Source organism: Bartonella sp. LJL80 (genome assembly GCF_054871565.1).
Map to the genome: position 1 here is coordinate 53,611 of NZ_JBTXLM010000002.1, position 21,314 is coordinate 74,924.

Genomic DNA, 21,314 nt, shown 5'->3' on the forward strand with positions numbered 1-21,314 from the left:
GGTATTCAGCTATGGGAGGCGAGGAACAACAGTGAAAAAATTATCGGTTATATTGATCATTCTACTGGTCGTAGCAGGTGCTGCCTATTGGTATGCGGCAACGATACCTGCTTCACCATTTGATGAAGCCTTAGTTGCGGCGGAACCGACAGAAGTCGCTAAAAACGAATATATTGTGCGGCTCGCAGACTGTGTGGCCTGCCACACTACGGAAAGCGGAGCGCCCTTTTCCGGCGGTTTAGCCATGGGTTCGCCTTTGGGTAAAATCTATTCAACAAATATAACGCCGGATAAAGAAACCGGTATTGGCAATTTCAGCCTTGCTCAATTTGACAATGCAGTGCGGCGCGGTGTTGGAGCGGATGGCCGCCGTCTATATCCTGCTATGCCCTATCCGTCTTATGCCAAATTAACGGATGCGGACATCAAGGCTCTTTATCGCTACTTTATGGATGAGGTACCAGCCGTCAAACAAGTCAATCAAAAGACGGAGATACCTTGGCCGTTGAATATTCGCTGGCCCATTGCTTATTGGAATTTGTTATTCGCTGCAAAAGCTCAATATGAAAACAGGTCTGACAAGAATGAACAGTGGAACCGTGGTGCCTATCTTGTACAGGGAGCGGGGCATTGTGGTAGCTGCCATACACCCCGTGGTCTAGCCTTTCAAGAAAAAGCCTACGATGATCGTGACGCTAATTTCCTCTCCGGTGCCTTGTTGGATGGATGGTATGCGCCAAGTCTGCGTAACGATGACAATACCGGTTTGGGACGCTGGAGTGAGGGCGATATTGTTGCCTATCTCAAGCAGGGTAGAAATGCCCATGGTGTGGTGTTCGGCTCGATGACGGATGCTTTCAACAATTCGACCCAGTTTATGACCGATAATGATCTTGCAAGCATTGCGCATTATTTGAAGTCGCTTCCCGGTGACGAAAAGCGCGATGGTGCAAAATGGCAATATTCCGAAAAGATTGTCGGTGAGCCGGATGCAGGCCATAAGATCTACCGCAATAAGTGTAGTTTCTGTCACGGTGTCGATGGAAAAGGCAGGGGAGAATGGCTGCCGCCTGTGACTGGTACAAGCGCGGTCCTCGCTGCACAGAATGCGTCGATCATCAATATTACGCTTAACGGTTCGCCACGCCTTGTCGCGGACGGATTGGCTGATTCCTACCGTATGCCGCCGTTTCGCGATCAATTGAGTGATAAGGATATAGCCGATGTATTGAGTTACATTCGTACGTCTTGGGGACATGATCGCGCCATGGTAACAGCAGAAGATGTCAAAGCGTTGCGTGCCCGTACCGATCCCGCCAGCGCAAATGTGCATATTTTGCAGATGCGTTAAATCTTGGCGATGGAAAGCAGCGTATTACTCTCGGGTGCTGCTTTCCCAATTGGCGTGATACACATCCTTGCGCTTTTCGAGCGCGTCTACGACAGCCTCGATTTCCTTTTTATCAATAGCGGTACTGATGAGCGTGGCAACCAGTTCAACACGGTCATCGGATAAATCGAAGAACTCGACATCGCTGACAGGGTATTGTGCCTTTTCAAGCATATCAACAACCAATTCACGCAACATCGGCGCTGCTTTGCGTTGTACACTTAAACGAATTTCGAATGTTGATTCCCCGGTTTCTTCATTGATAGGAATACGGTTGATTGCATTGACCAGACGCCGCAGAAAAGTATTCCCGAAGATAACGAAAACTGTCAGAAGGGCAGCTTCTGCCAACATGTTTCCGCCGGCACAGCAACCAACGGCGGCAGAACACCACAGTGTTGCGGCAGTATTCAATCCGCGAACATTCATGCCTTCTTTCATAATGACACCGGCACCCAGGAAACCGATGCCGGAAACGACGTAGGAAATCACGCGCACGGCTTCTGCATTGCCCGCCATTCGCTGACCAAGGTCGACAAAAGCGGCAGCACCGACTGCCACAAGGACATTTGTACGCAGTCCGGCGGTGCGCTGACGGTATTGACGTTCAGCACCTATCAAAGTGCCCAGAATAAAAGCAGTGCACATTGAAAATGCCGTGTCCACAAAGGCCAACAGGGAAAAATTCTGTATGAATTGCACGGTGCAGCCTTTCTTATCGTCTTAGCAGTTTGATGGCTTGCTTTTCCAACAAGCGACAGAAAGAAAAAATCGTTGGCAGATAATGTCTGCCGCAGCGATATGAAACAAATATGTACAGGCTGATTTGTCGTATCTTTCGTGCGCTAGAGAATAGGGTGGATGCAGCAAGACGTATCGGGAAATCAGTAAGGGAGTAGGGCGCTTTTGACGCCCCACTCCATTTCAAAAAGGCTCGAAGCCTGTTCATCAGAACCACTGGCCGAACTTTTTGATATAAAACGTCTTCATGCCTTGGGCGACACAGCAATAGGCAAACAGTGTTGCAACAAGCCAAGGGAAATAAGACCAAGGTAGCGGTTGTAACCCGATGAAGTGACCAAGCGGTGAAAATGGAATGTAAATCCCAACCACCATCACCAGCCCAGTCATTAACATAACAGGCAGGGCCGCCGTGCTTTGAATGAAAGGTATCTTCTGGGTGCGAAGCATATGGACAACGAGCGTTTGTGACAAAAGACCTTCAATAAACCAACCGGATTGAAACAATGACTGCATTTCGGGTGTGTTGGCCGCGAAGACAAACCACATCAAGGCAAAGGTTGTTATATCGAAAATCGAAGAGGTCGGGCCGATGAACAACATAAACCGGCCGATGTTGCGCGCACTCCATTTGCGTGGTTTTGCCAGAAACTCTTTATCCATTTTATCCCAAGGCAACGATAGTTGAGAAATATCGTAGAGTAAGTTCTGCAAGAGAAGATGGATAGCAAGCATAGGCAGAAACGGAATGAAGGCACTGGCGACCAGAACGGAAAACACATTGCCGAAATTCGAGCTTGCCGTCATATTAAGATACTTCATAATGTTGCCGAAGGTTTCGCGTCCTTTGATGACCCCTTCTTCCAGCACCATCAGGCTTTTTTCCAATAAGATGATATCAGCGGATTCCTTGGCAATATCGGCACCACTATCCACCGAAATACCAACATCTGCATCGCGCAATGCCGGCGCATCATTGATGCCATCACCCAGAAAACCAACCGTGTGACCATTGGCTTGCAAGGCTTTAAGCACTTTCGATTTTTGTAAGGGTGATAGTTTGGCAAAAACCGTACGCTGTTCCACTTCCTGTTGCAATTGCTGTTCGGTCATCGCCTCGACGTCGCGCCCCAATAGGGCTTCACCAGGCTCAAGCCCAACCTCGCGGCATACTTTAGCTGTTACGATGGCATTATCACCCGTCAAGACCTTTACACCGACGCCATTTTCGCGCAGGGCGGCAATAGCAGGGCGGGCAGTCTCTTTCGGTGGGTCGAGAAAGGTAAGAAAGCCCTCGATGATAAGGTCCTTCTCAAAAGCGGCGCTATAAAGCTCCGCTTTTTCGTCGCCACCGAGCGCTTTTGATGCAACAATCAGAACGCGAAAGCCGTCTTCGTTGTAATGCTGCGACAACGCCAAGAGCTTCTTTTTTGTCGGCGCATCAAGCTTTTGTACCTGGTTGCCCTCGCGCACGCCCACTGAAACTGCGAGCATTTCCTCAACAGCGCCTTTGCATACCAGAAGATGTTGGTTTTCCGTGTCTTCCAGAATGATGGAAAGACGCCGCCGCTGGAAATCAAAAGGTATCTCATCAATTTTGCGATAGGCACGAATTGCGGTATTATGGTTGAACCTTTCACCCAAATGAACGACAGCCTGATCCATGAGGTTGCGCATACCGCTTTGATGAAATGAGTTAAGCCATGCAAGCTCAAAAACACGGTCATTTGTTTTCCCTTCGAAATCGACATGGTGCTCAAGAATGATTTTATCTTGGGTCAATGTTCCGGTTTTATCGGTGCAAAGAATATCCATGGCACCAAAATTCTGAATTGCGTTGAGCCGTTTGACGACCACTTTGCGCCGCGCCATGGAAACTGCGCCTTTTGCAAGATTGGAGGAGACAATCAATGGCAACATTTCGGGCGTTAAGCCAACAGCCACGGCAACAGCAAACAAAAAAGCCTCAAGCCAGTCGCCTTTGGTTAGTCCGTTCACGAGAAAAACAATCGGCACCATCACCAGCATGAAGCGGATAAGCAACCAGCTGACGGAATTGACACCGCGGTCGAACGCGGTTTGTGCCCGCGAGCCGACGATAGATTTAGCCAGTGAACCGAAATATGTCCGTGGTCCTGTAGAAACAACCAAGGCCCGCGCTGTACCGCTAACCACATTTGTGCCCATCAGACAAATATTGGGAAGATCCAACAGATCCATTTGGTCTTTTACCGCACTTCCGGCGTGTTTTTCAGCCACGGCACCCAAAGTGTCGTATTTTTCGACGGGCAACGCTTCTCCGGTTAATACCGCTTGCGATACAAAAAGATCGCGTGAATCGATCAACCGGATATCTGCGGGGATCATATCGCCGGCAGATAGCTTCACAATGTCTCCGGCTACAAGTTCACGCATCGGGATTTCATGCTGTACTGGCTCTGCACTGTTATTGTCACGACGAAAAACAGTTGCAGTTGTGCGCACCATTGCTTTTAAGGCTTCGGCGGCTTTGTTGGAACGATATTCTTGCCAGAAGCGTAGTAGACCGCTGATTAACACCATGGTGACAACAATGATAACACCGGTCAGGTCAGTTTCTTCACCTGCGCGATATGGCAACCAGAAATCCGTAAAAAACTGTATTGCAGCCAGCATCATTAACACGCCGATAAACGGGTTTTTGAAAGCGATCAAAAGCTGCACAAAGGCATGCGGTGGACGATCATGGGCAACTTCATTCGGGCCGTCATGCGCCAGTCTGGCCGCTGCATCCGGTGTTGTCAGGCCGTCGAGGCTTGCACTGACATTGAGAAGACTGGTTTCCAGATTATTCTGTGCTTCTCGCACAACACGCATGGAAAGCGAGTTTTTTTTCAGCTGGGTGGAGGGATTTGTAGCGTTGGGATTGCTCATGGCAATATACTCCTGTCGCATAAAAACAGCGACAGGAATAATGATAAAGGACTATGCCACTATCATTATAACTGCGCTGTTTGTTCTGCCTAAAGTCTTTCTGGTGTTATGAATTTCAAACGGCTGACAACACGGGCAAGTGGTGTCAGCCCTAATACTGGAAGGATCGTCCATGCTTGCCTCCTATTGTTGCGGGTTGTTTGTCGTTGGTAAGGTTAGAACTTTTGTCTGGAAGACAGGAGCCTATCTCGCATTGCGAAGGCCTGAAGACAATTATCTATTTTGGTATCAATGATATACCAAAGTATAGGTTTTCTATGCCTGTGTACAATTGCCAAGCGAGCCTGGATGGCCGATGATTATTATAGGCATCAAATGGTCGCGCAATTGCGTGAAGGCCGTATCAAACCAATTTTATCGAAAGAGTGGAGGTTTAGATCAATGATGGATAAAGCTATAGCCACCATTTCCAATGAAACCATATTCATTCTAGTTGTTGGCCTTTTCGGCTTTATGACAATCATGCGCGCGTTTATCTTGCGGTGGTCAAGCGCCGCCTTGATCGCTGAAAACAATGATGGACAATTATCCGATGAGCAGGATAATGCATTAGCCCATCCATGATCACCAAAGGAACAGTCTGCTGAATTTCCGCACCATCCTGAAAATTCTGGTTTTAATCGTCATCTTGGCGTCGATATTTGTCTTTGATACATTATCGCGTTTGGAAATTGCTGCGGCCGTTTTTTACATCACCGTCATACTCGTGGGCGCGCGTTTTACCTCTATACGCGGTGTCGTCGTTCTTTGCATCCTATGCACAGTGCTGACAATTCTGTCGTTTCTTCTGACAAAGACAGGCGTTTTTGAAGCCGGCCTTATTAATTGCGTGATAGCTTTAGTGGCCTTGTATTTAACAACCTATATCGTGTTGCGGACCCAAACAGCTGAAAAACGCGCAATCCATGCCACCCAACAGATGACGCGCATGGCGCGCATACAAAGTTTGGGAGAATTGACGGCTTCTATTGCTCATGAAATCAATCAGCCTCTGGCGGCAACAACAGCCAGCGCAGATGCGTGTCGCAATTGGCTTGTCCGCGATAGGCCCGATGTTGATAGGGCCATTCAAGCCCTGGAGCGTATCAGTCGCGAAACGCGTAGGGCGTCAGATGTCATTGAAAGAGTGCGCCGGCTATCCAAAAATGAAATCACGCAAAAAGAAATCGTCAATCTAAACGACATTGTGGCGGAAACGGTTGCGCTTTCAAAGGCACTCCTAGAGCATCACGATATTGAGTTGACATGGAACCGTGCCGACGAACTCCTCATCGTTGAGGCAGACCGTGTGCAATTGATGCAGGTTATTGGCAATCTGTTTTTAAACGCCATTGAAGCATTGCAACCACGTATCGTCGCTGATCGGTACGTGACCATAAAAACCTATAAGCAAAACTCAAAAGCCTATGTCAGAATGACTGATACAGGAATTGGCCTGAGTGACAGTGATTTGAAACATATTTTCGACGCATTCTGGACCAAGCGCGAAGGTGGTACGGGATTAGGGTTGACGTTATGCCGCGCTATTGTTGAAGCGCATAAAGGTCTTATCACCGCCAGCGCCAATCCTCATGGGGGCGCAATCTTTGAATTGATATTGCCCTGTTTATCTGAGAATGAGAGCCGTCGCCATGGAAGCTAAAATTGTCTACATTATCGATGACGATGTTTCCGTGCGCGAAGCACTGGCCGACCTTTTGGCATCTGTCGATATTGCGACACAAAGTTTCGAAAATATCGAGGCTTTCTTGCAGGCAGAAAAACAGGCAGCGATATCCTGTCTTGTTCTTGATGTACGCATGCCGGGACAAAGCGGTATGGATTTTCATCATCAAATGAAAGAGAGCGGTATTGAAATTCCAGTCATCTTCATCACCGGACACGGTGATATCCCTATGTCCGTCGCTGCAATCAAGCGTGGAGCCATCGATTTTTTAACCAAACCATTTCGCGAACAGGATATCCTTGAGGCAATACACCGTGGCTTGAAAGCCAGCCAATACCTTGCGAGGCAAAAAGGCCAAAGAATCCGCATAGAAAAGAAATATGATGCACTCAACGCTGGTGAAAAAGCGGTCATGGCCTTGCTGGTCAAGGGATATATGAATAAGCAGATAGCGGCAGAACTCAACGTCAGTGAGATAACCGTCAAGGTCCGCCGCTCTAATGTGATGCAGAAGATGAAGGCCAAGTCTTTTGCCGAACTTATTCGGATGGGCATCGCTATGGAAACAGCAGGTGAGAGTTGACGGCAATGGATGCGTGTAGCGTTTTAATGACCGCAGACTACACGCATCAATCCTTTATCTTATCACGCCTATTTAACCGAGGACGGGTTTCTTATAAACTGTTTGGCAATGCTAAAGCTGGTTCAGGACAGTTTCCGCCCGAGTGCCGACGTCCGCGCCAAGTTTCTCATTCAGGATAGATACGATCTGCCGCAACTGATCTCTACTGAGACCCGTATTTAAACCAATTCCGTAATGGCTTTGCAGTTGCGACTCCAGACCGGGCAATGTCGCCAAAATGGCGATGGTCGCCACTTCACGCGTTTGGTAATCCAATACATCGCGCGCAAAAATATCACCGAAGAGATGGCTTTTCAAAAATTGATCGATGATGGGGGCAAATGTGTAAAGTGGACCGGAGACTGGTTGCCCGACCACCTTGGTTTGGATTTCGGTCCCTAATTCCAGCATCGACACGTTTGGTGCAATGGGTGAGGCATCTAGGCCTTGCTTGTCTGACTTGCCGGCTGCCTGCCGCGTTTCCAGAACCTGCATCAGGGCGGTCAAACCATTCAGGCTGCGCGGGAAACCGGCATAAGCGTAGGTCTGAACCAGCGCTTCCTTGACTTCGTTGACGGCGACACCTTCGTCCAAGGCTTCGTTAAGAGCGGTCTTAAGATTTGTAATGTCGCCGATGGCGGTAAACGCAACAATGGGAATGATGTTTTTTTGTGTTGTGTTCAGCATTGTAACACCTTCTGTCTTTGAAAAAGCTGGATAGGAAAAAATAATAAAGAAGAGCACCAAGATATTTTTTGCTGCTGCACGCTTGCAGAAAGTCATGCCAATTGCTCCTCTGTTTTGTCATGTCCAATAGGGCAGCGGTTGAGCTGTTTCATATTGTTCGTGTGTTAAGTCATGACGGATATTTAACGACGAACATGATCGTCTTTAAAGAGCGTTATTCAGCAAGGTGCTATGAATGTCATTCATGAATGGCCGTGATATAGTCGCGCCATATTTTGTATGTGATGCAGGACAAACCTTATGTTGCGCGAAAATATTCATGATTTGATGTCTTTTTTTATTGTCGCTCAAGAAAAAAGCTTCACCCGGGCCGCAAGCAGAATAGGCGTTTCACAGTCTGCTTTGAGCCATGCCATGCGTGCGCTGGAGCAAAGGCTTGGCATGCGCCTTCTCACCCGTACGACGAGAAACGTATCGCCGACGGAAGCTGGAGAGCGATTGATAGAAGAACTTGCGCCTATGGTAGAGATAATGCAGCAAAAGCTTGATGCATTAAATAGTGCGAGCGATCAACCCCGCGGCAAGATCCGGCTCACTACCGTAGACTATGCCGCGACCTATGTTCTTTGGCCTAAATTGCGTAAGTTTCTGCGCGATTATCCCGAAATCGAAGTCGAGGTTTGTATTGATTACGGGCTAACGGACATCGTCGAAGGTCGTTTCGATGCCGGTATAAGATTGGGTGAACATCTGGCAAAGGATATGATCGCGGTGCGTATCGGGCCAGACCTTCGTATGGCGGTTGTTGCCGCACCATCCTATTTCGAGACGCACGAAAAGCCAAAAAGTCTGCATGACTTAACCGAACATGATTGTATCAATCTCCGCCTTCCGACATCTGGAGGTCTCTATCCATGGGAATTCGACATAGACGAGCGCGCTGTCAAAGTCAGGCCGAAGGGACGATTGATATTCAACACCTATCCGCATTTGCTGCAAGCAGCGCGCGATGGTTTTGGCTTGGCCTATGTGCCAGAAGAAGAGGTGCTTGCCGACATTTCTGCCGGAAAACTGGTAAGAGTCCTTGATGAATTCTGTCTACCATTTCCCGGCTATTACCTTTATTATCCCAGCCGCCGCCATCATGCCCATGCGTTTCATTTGCTCATAGATGCTTTGCGTCATCGTGACTGAAATCTGCGTTGAAAAAATTAAATCAAAGCGCATTCATGTCTGTTGTTTATAGCAACAATGAGCGAGGACTACCTAATCCATCATCCTGTCTGGCTATATATTTGCTGCAGCAATCACAAAAAGAGAAAGTAGCTAACATGACAAAAGAGTTTGAAGGCAAAGTCGCTTTGGTAACAGGTGGTGCGATGGGGATGGGCTTTGCTACAGCAGCCCTTTTTGCAAAGAAGGGTGCTTCGGTGGCATTGGCCGATAAAGACATTGTTGCAGCCAAAGCCGCAGCGGATGCGCTCAATCAGCAAGGCTACAACGCTATCGCGATCGCATGCGATGTTGCGGATGAAGAGCAAGCAAGTGCTATGGTTGCTGAAACAGTCACGCAATTTGGTCGTCTTGATGCTGCCTACAATAATGCTGGCATACAATGCCCGATGAATGAAACGGCAGATGTTCCCGCCGTCGACTTCGACAGAACCATACGTGTCAATCTGCGCGGCGTTTGGACAGCAATGAAACACGAATTGCGTGTCATGCGTGCGCAGGGAAGTGGGGCTATTGTAAACTGTTCTTCATTGGGCGGGCTTGTGGGGTTGCCTGACAGGGCTGCCTATCATGCATCAAAATTCGGCGTTATTGGTTTGACCAAAAGTGCTGCACTCGAATATGCCGCGCGCAACATACGGATCAATGCCGTTTGTCCCGGCATTATAGAAACCCCGATGGTTGCCGATATGTTGGAAACGCAAACAGACGCACTGGAGGCGCTGATTAAGCTCCAACCGATTGGCCGTCTTGGGAGGGCCGAAGAGGTTGCAGCCGCCGTCGTTTGGCTCTGTAGTGCTGAGGCAAGCTTTATCATCGGGCACGCTCTTGCTGTCGATGGCGGATACACTGTGCCTTAGCGGCAGCACCTCTTCATTGAAATGATATGGCACGATTGAACGCTTTTCGACCTGATGCTATCCGGCCGGCGCGTCTCAAGTTTTTGATTTGTCGCGGTATCTTATCCGATTGATGATTTACATCGATCGGGAACCGCTCTAAACAGCAAAGAGATGCGCGAAAGAAAGTGAAAAGCAAACATTCACTGTGGTAAAACGCTCGCTATCTTATGTTTATCGTGACCTGAAAACCTTGATCACTCCCCGCTCGCGGCGAAGCGTAGTCAACCTCGATATTCATTGAACTTGTGAGCGCCTGAACGATAGAGAGGCCCAAACCCGAGCCTTCTCTGCTATCATCTCCGCGATAAAAGCGCTGTCCCAGAAGTTGCAAACGTGTTTCTGGGACCACGTCACAATCATTTGCAATCGTAATTCTATCTTGATCAATAATGACCGAAACTTCGGTGGATTGCGGGCTGTAATTCAAGGCATTCTCGAGCAGATTGCGGATGATGATACCAAAGGCGTCGCCGTTCAACCTTCTGTTTAAAGTGGTGACATTAAATGTGGTCTGCAAACGCCCTTTTGCCATATTGGCACGGCTGAAATCTTCAATCACGGCATGAATATAAGGAATGAGATCTACCATTCCTTCGCTGGCGCCAACCTGCGCATCGGCGCGGGCGAGCTGCAAAAGCTTTTCGCTTAAGCGGCGCAGCCGTTGCAAAGACGTTTCCACTTCCAGAGCCCGGTTGTGATAGCGTTTTGGTATTTCTTCGATCAACACCTGGGTGTGGGCGAGCGCCGCTGCAATAGGTGTACGGATCTCATGGGCGCTATTTGAGGTAAATGACCGTTCAGATTCCAATGCAGCTTTTAGTCTGCCAAGCAAACTATTGACGGAACTGATAATGGGTAGAAATTCGTCCGGCATGGTGGCAGGCTCGATTGCCTGCATATTGCCTGTATCTTTTTCTGCAATACTTTCACTTAACCGTTGGATTGGGCGAAGTTGTCTTTTCAACAAAAATCCGATAGCAAAAACGCTGAGTGGAATAAGCAGCAAAGCCGGAATAACCATGGCAGTCATGGCTTCTCTTGCAGCTTCACGTCGTTCAGAAAGTCTGTCGGCAACCTGTATGAGATAATCGCCATCACGGCTCATCAGAGAGTAGACACGCCATTTCGCGGTTTTGAAAAAACCTGTTTCAAGCGGTGCGCCATAGGCATGGGATGGCGCGTCTTCTGAACGCATTACCAGCTTTCCCGTTCGATCCAACACTTGATAGGTTGTATATTCCGAAGGCGTTGAATGGTTATCTGTTCTCACCAAGAGATCGGCATTATCTTCATTTTCGCGCACATCTGAAAGTGCCAAAGGCAACAGCCGTTCAGCTGTCACCTGCAACGTCCCGTCGAAAGATTCACCGTATTCTTCATACATGACGAAAGCGGCCATCGAGCAAGCGACGATCCAGAAAACCAGATTGGCACATGTCACCGAGATGATCAGGCGTTTCGTCAGACTTTTGCCACGAGGCGGCTTCAACACAGACTATATCCTCGACCATGATGGGTTTTGATACGGTTTTTTCCGATTTTCTTGCGTAACCGGCTTATATAAACTTCTACCGTATTGCTTTCGATTTCTGAACCGAAAGCATAGATTGTTTCTTCAATTTGTGCCTTTGTAACCAGCATATTGGGATGACGCGCCATGTGTTCGATAATGGCCCATTCACGGCCCGACAATTCCACTTCTCTTTCGGCAACATAAACACGTTTGTTGTCCATGTCGATTGTCATGTCATCGATAGAGGTTTCTGATTTTGCCTGTCCAACCATGCGCCGCGCTACTGCCCCCATGCGCGCTGTCAGCTCATGAAGATCAAATGGTTTGACCAGATAATCGTCGGCACCGCTATTCAAACCGTCAATCCGGTCACTAATCTGGTCGTGTGCTGTCAGGATGACAATCGGCGTCGCATTGTTTTCAGATCGCATTTTTTTCAAAAAATCAATGCCGCTGCCATCTGGAAGCCGCAAATCCAGAAGAATGAAGCTGTAGTCTGTGGTTGCTGCAGCCGAGTAGGCATCTTCAAGATTTTGTGCCCAATCGACAGCATGGTTTTGTTTCGTCATGTGGTCACGAACGGCACGCCCTAGGGACTTGTCATCTTCTATCAAAAGTACGCGCATTTTTTATCTATCCAGCGCCACATTGTTGGTCTTGCATTTGGCAAACATATCCAGCTTGCTGTCCTTAAGCGATGTCTTGACGTTCATCATCGTCAGAACCGAGGGAAACAGATTATCATGCGATAAGGGCTCAAAGCTTGAATCTTTCTTTACACAACTCATATCGGTTGCCATAGTAGCAGCGAAAGGCTTCGACATCCACAGCACGAAAGGGATATGTGTTTGCTGGCTGGGCGCGAGTGAATAGGGCATGCCGTGAAGATAGAGTCCGTTTTCACCCAGCGATTCACCATGATCCGACATATAGAACATGGCTCCGTCAACCTTTTCAGAACGGGCCTGCAATTTATCAATAATAGCGCTTAAAAAATAATCGGTATAAAGAATGGTATTGTCATAAGCGTTGCGGATCTCTTCAGGTTTGCATTTGCTGAATTCTAACCCGCGACAATCGGGTTGGAAACGTCGGAAAGCCTCAGGATAGCGTTTGAAATAAGCGGGCCCATGGCTGCCGAGCTGGTGAATGAACAGGACACTGTCTCCTTTGATGTTATCAAGCCAGCTGTCGAGTTTGTCCAGCATAATACCATCTTGGCATTCTCCATCAATGCAGAATTTGGGATCAGGAGAACCGTAGAAGGAAACCGTTTTAATTCGGTCTGATACGCCTTTGCTGCCTGTATTATTGTCCCACCATTCCACTGATACACCGGCTTTGGCCAAGACATCTGGCAAACTGCTGGTTGAAACCGCTTTTGCAACAGTGAAGTCGGATTTTGGGTAGGGTGAAAACATGCAAGGCAACGATTGTGCGGTTGCAGTGCCACAGCTTGTCGTATTCCCGAAGTAGATAACGTCGCGTTTCTTCAGTTCCGGGTTGGTTTCTTTTTCATAGCCTTGCAGGGAAAAATCTTCTGCACGGGCCGTTTCTCCAGCGACAACGATAGTTACCCGCGGGCGTGTCTCTCCGCCCAATGGGGGAATAAGTGTTGCATCAAGGCCGACTTGTTTGAAAACGAGTTTTTCGTCTTTATGCTGGTTAATCGCGTATTTAATGACGTTGCCGATGGGCAAAATGGGATTTACAACCCGCATCAGCTCGTTATGTTCGCGCAAAGTCGACATGAGCTGGCGCGAATTGATCAATACACAAAACACAGCCACCATCAGACAGGGAACAATAACGGCGAGATTATACATGGTCTTTTTTAATATAGGCCGGTGTTTCACCTTGACCCATAAAATCAAAAAACATGGAAGAAGGCCGGTAAGTAACAGATGCACGATCAGACCCGTCGTCATCAGGTTTCCCGCTTCGGCCGTCGTTGTTTCAACTGCGTTTGCAATCATATCTCGGTCGATGATTGTTCCGAATTGATCGGTGAACCAACTGGCAGCACTTCCAGCCGCAACAAGCAAAATAAGAAACGGCTTTGTTAGATATTTTACCGAAAACGTAACCGTCAAGGCAATAAATAAACATGTTATTGCTACGACGACAGCCAGAATCGGGCTATAGTCATAATGAAAAGCCTGTGCCAGTTTCATCCAGAATGTCTTGTTGAATACTGCGACGAGATAGATAGCCACGATGATGGCGAGCGGCGCGCTGCCAATGGATGGGCGATGCTTTAAAAAGGAACGGAACATGCTTTATCTCACAATGAGGTGGAAAGAGCCGCGGAATACGGCTTGACGTATTTTGGGGGGTATTTCTCGCAGCTCCGGTTTTGATAACCGGATGGCTTCAGCGACAGCATCTCTAGCTTTGCCGCTTTAAAGTCTTTTTGAAAGGCAGGAAGACGTTTGATACGGGCCAGGATCTTATCGGAATAGAACTCGTCCACTTCGACGGCACTGACGCTATGAACACCACAGATAACGCGGCTCTCCGCAATGGAGCGAGCATGCATATATATCGCGTCTTTCTTTTCTGGATAGTATTGCGCTAGTAATTTGGCCATTGTCCAGCCGACCATGGAATGACCGGATGGATAATCGTAACCGCTGGCACGCGTACAGGTCTCACCACCATAGAGGTGGAATGGGCGTGAAACTTTAAATTGTTTTTTTGATTTACGGACGAGACGCCCTGTATCTGCCAAGGCTTTCGTCAGCAATATTTTGAAATACGGCATATTTTCCGCATTCAAATCTCGCCCGGTTGCACAGCTGAACCCTTTGAGCACATCATCGGGTAAAGCTTCTGCGTCTATCACTGCCTGTTGCCAGCGAGGGCTGTCTTTGGACGCGCGCGTGTCGAGAAAAACAGCCTTGTCGTTGCGTTGTTCAGCGCTATCAATCGGAGGCGGTAAGACCGACAAAAGCATGTTTTGTTCGGCATAACGGTTCAAGTAACCATTGCCACTCAATAGGTAACCGCTGCAGAATAATGCTGCCAATATCAGCGCAGCAATTGTCAGCATTTTTGTTTTACCCATCGCCCGACTCCTATGTCTTGGCATGTCATAAAAACAAAAACTGACAGTCTCCTGAAACGGTCAAATAAACTGCTTGTTCACTTCTTGCAGGATTGGAAATATTTATCTGGATTTGGCAGGCTTATTGTCGATCTTACATGAAATAGAATGCGTTTTGTCGATGCCAAATGGGGCAAAACAACGATTACGATGATCAGCGTATCAATTTCGATTTTTGAAAAAATAATTGGTCGGTTTCAAGCTTGCTGCGTGATTTTTCAGCCAATACTGTATGAATACAGGCGATGAAAGTCCGTCCGCTTAAACCGGTCATGAAGTTTTTACGCGAGATTACGGCAAGCTTCATTGTGGTGAATTTCTGTTTTAACGAGAGGATTTTGAGGTTGGACTGTGGTTGTAAGTCGGCGAAAGTCTCAGGACACCATGTACACATATCGGCATGATTGACGAGGTTCTGTGACACCAAAATCGAATGCGCACGTGTTATCTGGTTTTCGTCAATAACCACGCCATGGCGATGAAAAACTTCATTTAACACATAGTTTTTCGTTTCAGGCGAATAGTTCAAGACCCATTTTTCATCCAATAGTTCATTCAGTGATTTTGCATTCTGCTTTGGGTGCCCATGTCTGAGCAATATTCCTGTTTGATACTGTAAAAAAGGTTCACTTGAAAATTCCGAAGCTGGAAAGCTGTGTTCAGGGTTGGCAATAACCATATCCATGGTGCCATTACGCAATAGCGGTAACGAAACCATGTTGAGGCTTTCATAAATTTCAAGCTGCACATGCGGCATACGCTGATTGAACAGAGTAATCACTGCGGGCAAAAAAGTGCAGGCCATCAAAGGCGCAACACCGATGCATAGGCGGTCTTCCGGTTGACCGCGCCGTATCCCCATTTCATTTTCCGCATGATGTAAATCATTCAGGATAACACGAGCATGTTGCAAAAGCGCGCTACCGTGCTCGGTGAATGACAGCCCCGTTGGCTTGCGGATAAACAAGGCCAATTGCTGTTCGTGTTCAAGCTCTTTCAAAGCGCGCGTTAAAGCCGGTTGCGATAAACCGAGCTTTCTGGCGGCTGCGCGTATACTCCCCATATCGGCTGTCGTCACAAGTGCTTGCAATTGGTGGATCTTCATTGAACCGCTCCGATAACTTATGGTTATAGGGATAATACATTTTTGTCTTACGGCAAACCCGAAAGTGTTCTAGCTTGGACTTTATAGAGATAGGGAGGTCTCGCGCATGCAAGCAAATGCCATGCTCACGCTGTTGGAAGATTTTTTGCCCCAAGCTGTGGCAATTCGCCACCATCTTCACGCCCATCCTGAATTGTCCTGCAAAGAGACAGATACAGCCGCTTATATTGCGGCCAAACTGGAAGAATGGGGTTATGAAGTCAGCCGTCATATCGGTGATACAGGTATCGTGGCATCGTTACACAACGGCAAGGGTAAAACAGTAGCGTTCAGGGCGGAACTTGATGCTTTGCCGATTCTGGAAGAAAACACGTTTGGATATTGTAGCCAGAATAAAGGTGTCATGCATGCTTGCGGTCACGATGGACATATGTCCATTCTGATGGCATCAGCGTGGTATCTAGCTCAAACGAAACACTTTAACGGTACTGTGCGGTTTATTTTTCAACCTGCGGAAGAGGACGGACAGGGCGCTGCCCGTATGATTGCAGATGGTCTGTTCGAGCGCTTCCCCTGCGATGCAATTTATGCGTTGCACAATCAACCGGGGGTGGATGCTGGACAATTTGGCTTATGCAAAGGCCCATTCATGGCTTCTGCATCCGAGGTATCCGTAAGGATCCATGGGCGTGAAGGGCACGGTGCGGTACCGGAGCTAACGATTGATCCAACGATTGTTTGCGCAACCATTATTTTGGCGCTGCAAACAATTGTGTCTCGCAATATTTCTCCAATGAAATCCGCCGTCATATCGGTTGGCAAAATTGAAGCGGGGACAGCATCGAATATTATTCCTGCCTATGCCGACATGTTATTGACGGTGCGTGCGCTCGATCCCGATATAGGCAGACTTCTCGAACACCGTATTCGCGAGGTCATCACCCAGCAGGCAGCGAGCTTCGGTGCCACAGCCGAAATGACGTATCGCACCGATTATCCGGCTTTAGTAAACGATGATGCAACGACGCGGATGGCCGAAGAGGTTGTTATCAAGCACTTTGGTAGCGAATGCCTCGTTGGCGATTTTTCGCCGATTATGGCCAGTGATGATTTTGCCTGCATGTTGGAAAAATGCCCAGGGACTTATATCTCGATAGGCAATGGCATCACCAGTGCTGCTTTGCATACGGCAAAATATGATTTCAACGATGATGCCCTGTTGAACGGTGCCGCGCTTTGGGTCCATCTCGCACAAACTTTACTGCAAGCAGAATGAGTTGAATAAATTGAGTAGCAGCAGAAGGGGAATGATAATGAAAAAAACCGGAATTCTATTGGCCAGCTTGATGATGTTGACGTCGCTCGCTTATGGTGCAGATCGAACCGGACAAACCATTCGTCTTGGTATTGATCCATCTTACCCACCACTCGATTATAAGCTGCCCGATGGCTCGCTGACAGGTTTTAGTGTTGATGTGATGAATGCCATCTGTACGCAAATGAAAGCAAATTGCGTCTGGGTTGAAATGAGCTTTGACGGTTTGATACCCGCCTTGCAAGCCCGCAAGGTTGATGCTGTGGCATCGTCACTGGTAATTACTGAAAAACGTGAGAAGCAAATAGCATTTACCGACAAGATCTCCAATTCGCCGTCAATATTGGTTGCCAAAAAGGGTGCCGCTTTGTTGCCAACAGCGGAGTCTTTGAAAGGTAAGCGTCTTGGAGTTGAACAAGGTTCTTCACAAGAAGCTTATGCTAAAGCAAAATGGCAGCGAGAGGGCGTTGAAATTGTCACTTACGCCAATCAGGATCTCGTCTACTCCGATCTGGTTTCGGGACGGATTGACGCCACGCTTGCCGCGTCAATTCAAGTGGATGTGGGCTTTCTGAAGAAGCCGATTGGTGCCGATTATGCAATTATGGGGCAGCCGCTTACCGATCCTGAATTTTTTGGACGTGGTTCTGGCATTGGTCTGCGCAAGAACGAACAGGAATTGCGTGATGATATAAATGCTGCACTCAATGAGATCATCAAAAATGGTATCTATAAGAAAATCAACGAGAAATACTTTGATTTCGATATGATGAATTATTGAATGACTAACGACTTTGGCGGCCTTTGAAGGCTATTGCCTTAAATATGCACGATTTGAACAACGGGATAGACCAACAAGAGTTTAGTTTTCTGGTTTCGTGTGCTGGAAAGTCATAGGGAGTAGGGTTGTGATGGTTCTGGATGGTTATGGCGGTCTTATCCTACGTGGAACAGTGACGACTGTGGAGCTGGCACTTTTGGCTCTCGCGGGTGCGCTGGTGCTGGGACTTTTAGGCGCAAGTTGTAAATTGGCCAAAGCTGCATGGCTGCGATTTCCTGCTGCGTGCTATACAACGCTCATCCGCGCCGTACCCGATCTTGTTATCATGCTGCTTTTGTTTTTCAGCCTGCAGATTTGGGTCAATGATGTAACGGATTGGCTGGGTGTCGGGCAGCTTGATATTGATCCCTTCAGTGCTGGCGTTATAACGCTTTCCTTTATCTATGGGGCTTATTTTACAGAAACGTTTCGTGGTGCGTTTCAAGCTGTTTCTTACGGCCAGCTCGAGGCAGGATACGCTTATGGAATGCGGCCGTTCAAAGTTTTTCGCCGTATCCTGTTTCCGTTGATGATGCGTCACGCTTTGCCAGGAATAACCAATAATTGGCAAATTTTGTTGAAAGCCACGGCACTTGTTTCGATCATCGGTCTTTCGGACATGGTCAAGGCTACACAGGATGCTGGCAAGGGAACGATGAATTTTTTCTTCTATAGTGTGGTTGCGGCCCTTATCTATCTTGGTCTGACAACGCTTTCCTATCTCATATTCATGTGGTTGGACCGGCGATATTCAGCCGGTATCCGGAGGACCGCATAATGTTGGATATCGTTCAGGAATATTGGCGCAATTACCTTTGGACGGATGGGTTCCAAATAACGGGTGTAGCCATGACGTTATGGTTGCTCGTTGTTTCACTTCTGGCTGGCTTCATTCTGTCTTTGCCACTGGCTATCGCACGGAGTTCGCGGAAACCATGGCTAAGGACTCCGGTGTGGTTATTTACCTATATCTTCCGCGGTACGCCGCTTTATATCCAATTGTTGATTTTTTATACTGGCGTCTACCATCTGGACTTCGTGCGTTCATCTGGCTTTCTATCGGGCATTTTTCGTGAGGGGATCTATTGCGCGATTTTAGCCTTCGTGCTCAGCACTTGTGCCTATACGACCGAGATATTTGCAGGTGCTATTCGATCCATGCCCCACGGTGAGATCGAAGCGGCTCATGCCTATGGCATGTCAGACTTCAAAACCTATTGCCGTATCATCTTGCCTTCCATTTTACGTCGTTCGCTGCCGGCCTATTCCAATGAGGTTATTTTAATGCTGCATTCCACGTCGGTGGCCTTTACCGCGACAGTGCCTGACATCTTGAAAATAGCGCGTGATGTCAATGCCGACACTTATCAGCCTTTTGCAGCCTTCGGTATTGCGGCGGTTCTTTACGCAACGATTACATTTTTTCTGGTCTTTGGTTTTAGAAGACTCGAAAGCCACTTTTTGCGATTTCAAAGGCGTAAGGCCTAGTCTTATGCAGGGATGAGAAAGACATATCCGGTTTAGCGAATAGAAGCGAATGAGGACTTATCGCCTTTCGTATGAACCAGAGTGGGCGCATACGACAGAATTGGCGATACGTCCATGAATGAACAATAACGGCGGAGGAGAAAAAGCCGATATGGGAAAAAAGAATGTTTCTGAAACCGTGGCGGTCAAGGTTAGCCAATTGCATAAAAATTATGCCGCATTGGAAGTGCTTAAAGGTGTGGATTTTGTCGCCCATGAAGGTGATGTTGTTACGATGATCGGGGCATCCGGATCGGGCAAAAGCACACTTTTGCGTTGTATCAACATGCTTGAATTGCCCAGTAGCGGCACCATTGAAGTCTTGGGGGAAACCATCAAGCTGCAACACAAAAAGGACGGTTATTTACACCCCGTTGACAAGCGCCAACTCGAGCGTGTTCGCACACGTCTTTCCATGGTTTTTCAAGGGTTCAATCTTTGGCAACATATGACAGTCTTGCAAAATGTCATCGAAGCGCCGATCCATGTTCTAGGCATGGCGCGCCATGAGGCAATTGACAAGGCTGAGCAGCTTTTGCACCGCGTCGGTCTTTATAGCCATAAAAACCAATATCCAGCATTTCTTTCTGGGGGGCAACAGCAGCGCGTCGCCATTGCACGTGCCTTGTGCATGGATCCGAAAGTTATGCTGTTCGATGAGCCGACATCAGCTCTTGATCCGGAACTTGTCGGCGAAGTGTTGAATGTCATTGGTGAGCTGGCAGATGAGGGGCGAACCATGATACTGGTAACCCATGAGATGAAGTTTGCCCGTGATGTTTCAAGCAAAGTGATTTTTTTGCAAAAAGGAAAAATTGCTGAAGAGGGGACACCGGATCAAGTATTTTATCACGCTCAAAACGAGGCATGTAGACAATTCGTCTCACGGTCATTGTTGCACTGAAAAGCGATGGTGAACAGATCAATCCTGTGCAACAGCCGGGAGCCTATCAAGTGCGGGTTCAAATTGGGCAACGATAGAGTGTCTATTGCCCGCATAGAGCAACTTGACCGTCGTTACAATGCCATTGTGATTGCGGGTTAGACGTTCAACGAGAAGGCAGGCGTCACGCTCGGCAATTTGTAACATACGTGCTGCTTCCGTGTCGGCAGAAACAGCGGAAATGCGGTTGTCTGCGGCACTCCATGGCACCATATCGATCAGCCAGTTGCCAGGTGCAATCTCAGTGAAATCGGCGTTTTCAGCCTCGGGAACGGTTTGAAGATTGATAAGACGGCGCTCGAGGCAAAAGGGGCGTGCATTGGCAAGATGCAGACATTTGATGGCTAAGATCATTCCGCCCTGCATCAAGTCGAGCTTCTGTTGTTCTTCCGGCTTGGCTTTGCGCTTTTCCTGAGCGAGAATGGTCAAACTATAATCAAGCCCCATTGCAGCCACTTCTGTTGCAATCTCATTGATCGGCAAAATCGCTGACTGGCTTTGTGGAACACGAACAAAGGTGCCGGATTTCCGACGTCTTTCCACCATGCCAGCTGCAGCAAGCTGCGTCATCACCTTGTTGACAGTCATCCTTGAGCAGCCAAAATGTTTGGCGAGATCAACCTCAAACGGCAAACGGTGTCCGGGCAACCACCTGCCTGACAAAATATTATTCTGAATCTCGTTTAGAATACGCTGATGCAGCGTTTGATCTTCTCTGCGTGCCATTCCGCCATCTTATTCAATAAGATGGCGGCAAGCAAAGCTTGGTTG

Annotated in this window: 20 protein-coding genes; 11 read left to right on the top strand and 9 right to left on the bottom strand. The window is 47.9% G+C overall.

What is annotated here, in order from left to right:
* Positions 1 to 31: 31 nt before the first annotated feature.
* Complete coding sequence (locus tag ACYSNS_RS04535; protein ID WP_461721959.1) at positions 32 to 1,351, top strand: c-type cytochrome; 1,320 nt, start codon at positions 32 to 34, stop codon at positions 1,349 to 1,351.
* A gap of 24 nt (positions 1,352 to 1,375) precedes the next feature.
* On the opposite strand, the gene ACYSNS_RS04540 is transcribed toward ACYSNS_RS04535, so the two are convergent.
* Positions 1,376 to 2,092, bottom strand: a complete 717-nt coding sequence (locus tag ACYSNS_RS04540; protein ID WP_461721960.1) for an MgtC/SapB family protein — start codon at positions 2,090 to 2,092, stop codon at positions 1,376 to 1,378.
* A gap of 246 nt (positions 2,093 to 2,338) precedes the next feature.
* Positions 2,339 to 5,044, bottom strand: coding sequence for a magnesium-translocating P-type ATPase (gene mgtA, locus ACYSNS_RS04545; RefSeq protein WP_461721961.1), 2,706 nt, complete (start codon positions 5,042 to 5,044; stop codon positions 2,339 to 2,341).
* A gap of 441 nt (positions 5,045 to 5,485) precedes the next feature.
* On the opposite strand from mgtA, the gene ACYSNS_RS04550 reads away from it, so the two are divergent.
* The 3 genes from ACYSNS_RS04550 to ACYSNS_RS04560 all read left to right on the top strand — a co-directional run bounded on the left by ACYSNS_RS04550 (position 5,486) and on the right by ACYSNS_RS04560 (position 7,353).
* Positions 5,486 to 5,668 carry a hypothetical protein gene (locus tag ACYSNS_RS04550; RefSeq protein ID WP_461721962.1) on the top strand — a complete coding sequence of 61 codons (183 nt, stop codon included), beginning with the start codon at positions 5,486 to 5,488 and terminating at the stop codon, positions 5,666 to 5,668.
* Positions 5,669 to 5,732: 64 nt separating this feature from the next.
* Complete coding sequence (locus ACYSNS_RS04555; RefSeq protein WP_461721963.1) at positions 5,733 to 6,746, top strand: sensor histidine kinase; 1,014 nt, start codon at positions 5,733 to 5,735, stop codon at positions 6,744 to 6,746.
* Positions 6,736 to 7,353: a response regulator transcription factor gene (locus ACYSNS_RS04560; protein WP_461721964.1), complete on the top strand. Its 618-nt coding sequence runs from the start codon at positions 6,736 to 6,738 to the stop codon at positions 7,351 to 7,353. Before ACYSNS_RS04555 ends, ACYSNS_RS04560 begins: the two co-directional genes overlap by 11 nt.
* A gap of 111 nt (positions 7,354 to 7,464) precedes the next feature.
* Here the strand turns inward: ACYSNS_RS04560 and ACYSNS_RS04565 are convergent, their stop codons facing one another.
* Positions 7,465 to 8,079 carry a carboxymuconolactone decarboxylase family protein gene (locus ACYSNS_RS04565; RefSeq protein WP_461721965.1) on the bottom strand — a complete coding sequence of 205 codons (615 nt, stop codon included), beginning with the start codon at positions 8,077 to 8,079 and terminating at the stop codon, positions 7,465 to 7,467.
* Between the two features lie 300 nt (positions 8,080 to 8,379).
* Between ACYSNS_RS04565 and ACYSNS_RS04570 the strand changes: the two genes are divergently transcribed.
* Both ACYSNS_RS04570 and ACYSNS_RS04575 read left to right on the top strand, forming a co-directional pair.
* Positions 8,380 to 9,273 (top strand): LysR family transcriptional regulator, encoded by an 894-nt coding sequence (locus ACYSNS_RS04570; RefSeq protein WP_461721966.1) that lies wholly within the window; start codon positions 8,380 to 8,382, stop codon positions 9,271 to 9,273.
* Positions 9,274 to 9,410: 137 nt separating this feature from the next.
* On the top strand, positions 9,411 to 10,172 hold the full coding sequence (locus ACYSNS_RS04575) for a glucose 1-dehydrogenase (RefSeq protein WP_461721967.1): 762 nt from the start codon (positions 9,411 to 9,413) through the stop codon (positions 10,170 to 10,172).
* A 202-nt stretch (positions 10,173 to 10,374) separates the two neighbouring features.
* Here the strand turns inward: ACYSNS_RS04575 and ACYSNS_RS04580 are convergent, their stop codons facing one another.
* The 5 genes from ACYSNS_RS04580 to ACYSNS_RS04600 form a co-directional block, all read right to left on the bottom strand.
* The gene (locus tag ACYSNS_RS04580) at positions 10,375 to 11,706 is read right to left on the bottom strand and encodes an ATP-binding protein (protein WP_461721968.1); all 1,332 of its coding nucleotides are present in this window, start codon (positions 11,704 to 11,706) and stop codon (positions 10,375 to 10,377) included.
* The gene (locus ACYSNS_RS04585; protein WP_461721969.1) at positions 11,700 to 12,353 is read right to left on the bottom strand and encodes a response regulator transcription factor; all 654 of its coding nucleotides are present in this window, start codon (positions 12,351 to 12,353) and stop codon (positions 11,700 to 11,702) included. The genes ACYSNS_RS04580 and ACYSNS_RS04585 overlap by 7 nt, the downstream gene beginning before the upstream one ends.
* A 3-nt stretch (positions 12,354 to 12,356) precedes the next feature.
* A complete protein-coding gene (locus tag ACYSNS_RS04590; protein ID WP_461721970.1) occupies positions 12,357 to 14,003 on the bottom strand; it encodes a phosphoethanolamine transferase in 1,647 nt (548 codons plus the stop codon).
* Between the two features lie 8 nt (positions 14,004 to 14,011).
* The gene (locus tag ACYSNS_RS04595; RefSeq protein ID WP_461721971.1) at positions 14,012 to 14,794 is read right to left on the bottom strand and encodes an acid phosphatase; all 783 of its coding nucleotides are present in this window, start codon (positions 14,792 to 14,794) and stop codon (positions 14,012 to 14,014) included.
* A 193-nt stretch (positions 14,795 to 14,987) separates the two neighbouring features.
* On the bottom strand, positions 14,988 to 15,938 hold the full coding sequence (locus tag ACYSNS_RS04600; RefSeq protein WP_461721972.1) for a LysR substrate-binding domain-containing protein: 951 nt from the start codon (positions 15,936 to 15,938) through the stop codon (positions 14,988 to 14,990).
* Between the two features lie 106 nt (positions 15,939 to 16,044).
* Between ACYSNS_RS04600 and ACYSNS_RS04605 the strand changes: the two genes are divergently transcribed.
* The 5 genes from ACYSNS_RS04605 (at position 16,045) to ACYSNS_RS04625 (ending at position 20,504) form a co-directional block, all read left to right on the top strand.
* Positions 16,045 to 17,214, top strand: coding sequence for a M20 aminoacylase family protein (locus ACYSNS_RS04605; RefSeq protein ID WP_461721973.1), 1,170 nt, complete (start codon positions 16,045 to 16,047; stop codon positions 17,212 to 17,214).
* Positions 17,215 to 17,251: 37 nt separating this feature from the next.
* Positions 17,252 to 18,034: an ABC transporter substrate-binding protein gene (locus tag ACYSNS_RS04610; protein WP_461721974.1), complete on the top strand. Its 783-nt coding sequence runs from the start codon at positions 17,252 to 17,254 to the stop codon at positions 18,032 to 18,034.
* Positions 18,035 to 18,164: 130 nt separating this feature from the next.
* Positions 18,165 to 18,851: an ABC transporter permease gene (locus ACYSNS_RS04615; RefSeq protein ID WP_461722386.1), complete on the top strand. Its 687-nt coding sequence runs from the start codon at positions 18,165 to 18,167 to the stop codon at positions 18,849 to 18,851.
* Positions 18,851 to 19,561, top strand: coding sequence for an ABC transporter permease (locus tag ACYSNS_RS04620; protein WP_461721975.1), 711 nt, complete (start codon positions 18,851 to 18,853; stop codon positions 19,559 to 19,561). Before ACYSNS_RS04615 ends, ACYSNS_RS04620 begins: the two co-directional genes overlap by 1 nt.
* A gap of 151 nt (positions 19,562 to 19,712) precedes the next feature.
* Complete coding sequence (locus ACYSNS_RS04625; protein WP_461721976.1) at positions 19,713 to 20,504, top strand: ABC transporter ATP-binding protein; 792 nt, start codon at positions 19,713 to 19,715, stop codon at positions 20,502 to 20,504.
* Between the two features lie 18 nt (positions 20,505 to 20,522).
* Here the strand turns inward: ACYSNS_RS04625 and hutC are convergent, their stop codons facing one another.
* The gene (gene hutC / locus ACYSNS_RS04630) at positions 20,523 to 21,269 is read right to left on the bottom strand and encodes a histidine utilization repressor (RefSeq protein WP_461721977.1); all 747 of its coding nucleotides are present in this window, start codon (positions 21,267 to 21,269) and stop codon (positions 20,523 to 20,525) included.
* Positions 21,270 to 21,314 lie beyond the last annotated feature (45 nt).

What these genes read in the sequence shown, in the direction of transcription:
- mgtA (WP_461721961.1), bottom strand. Translation starts at nt 5,044, where the DNA reads ATGAGCAATCCCAACGCTACAAATCCCTCCACCCAGCTGAAAAAAAAC.
- ACYSNS_RS04550 (WP_461721962.1), top strand. Translation starts at nt 5,486, where the DNA reads ATGATGGATAAAGCTATAGCCACCATTTCCAATGAAACCATATTCATT.
- ACYSNS_RS04560 (WP_461721964.1), top strand. Translation starts at nt 6,736, where the DNA reads ATGGAAGCTAAAATTGTCTACATTATCGATGACGATGTTTCCGTGCGC.
- ACYSNS_RS04565 (WP_461721965.1), bottom strand. Translation starts at nt 8,079, where the DNA reads ATGCTGAACACAACACAAAAAAACATCATTCCCATTGTTGCGTTTACC.
- ACYSNS_RS04570 (WP_461721966.1), top strand. Translation starts at nt 8,380, where the DNA reads ATGTTGCGCGAAAATATTCATGATTTGATGTCTTTTTTTATTGTCGCT.
- ACYSNS_RS04575 (WP_461721967.1), top strand. Translation starts at nt 9,411, where the DNA reads ATGACAAAAGAGTTTGAAGGCAAAGTCGCTTTGGTAACAGGTGGTGCG.
- ACYSNS_RS04585 (WP_461721969.1), bottom strand. Translation starts at nt 12,353, where the DNA reads ATGCGCGTACTTTTGATAGAAGATGACAAGTCCCTAGGGCGTGCCGTT.
- ACYSNS_RS04590 (WP_461721970.1), bottom strand. Translation starts at nt 14,003, where the DNA reads ATGTTCCGTTCCTTTTTAAAGCATCGCCCATCCATTGGCAGCGCGCCG.
- ACYSNS_RS04595 (WP_461721971.1), bottom strand. Translation starts at nt 14,794, where the DNA reads ATGGGTAAAACAAAAATGCTGACAATTGCTGCGCTGATATTGGCAGCA.
- ACYSNS_RS04600 (WP_461721972.1), bottom strand. Translation starts at nt 15,938, where the DNA reads ATGAAGATCCACCAATTGCAAGCACTTGTGACGACAGCCGATATGGGG.
- ACYSNS_RS04605 (WP_461721973.1), top strand. Translation starts at nt 16,045, where the DNA reads ATGCAAGCAAATGCCATGCTCACGCTGTTGGAAGATTTTTTGCCCCAA.
- ACYSNS_RS04610 (WP_461721974.1), top strand. Translation starts at nt 17,252, where the DNA reads ATGAAAAAAACCGGAATTCTATTGGCCAGCTTGATGATGTTGACGTCG.
- ACYSNS_RS04615 (WP_461722386.1), top strand. Translation starts at nt 18,165, where the DNA reads ATGGTTCTGGATGGTTATGGCGGTCTTATCCTACGTGGAACAGTGACG.
- ACYSNS_RS04620 (WP_461721975.1), top strand. Translation starts at nt 18,851, where the DNA reads ATGTTGGATATCGTTCAGGAATATTGGCGCAATTACCTTTGGACGGAT.
- ACYSNS_RS04625 (WP_461721976.1), top strand. Translation starts at nt 19,713, where the DNA reads ATGGGAAAAAAGAATGTTTCTGAAACCGTGGCGGTCAAGGTTAGCCAA.
- hutC (WP_461721977.1), bottom strand. Translation starts at nt 21,269, where the DNA reads ATGGCACGCAGAGAAGATCAAACGCTGCATCAGCGTATTCTAAACGAG.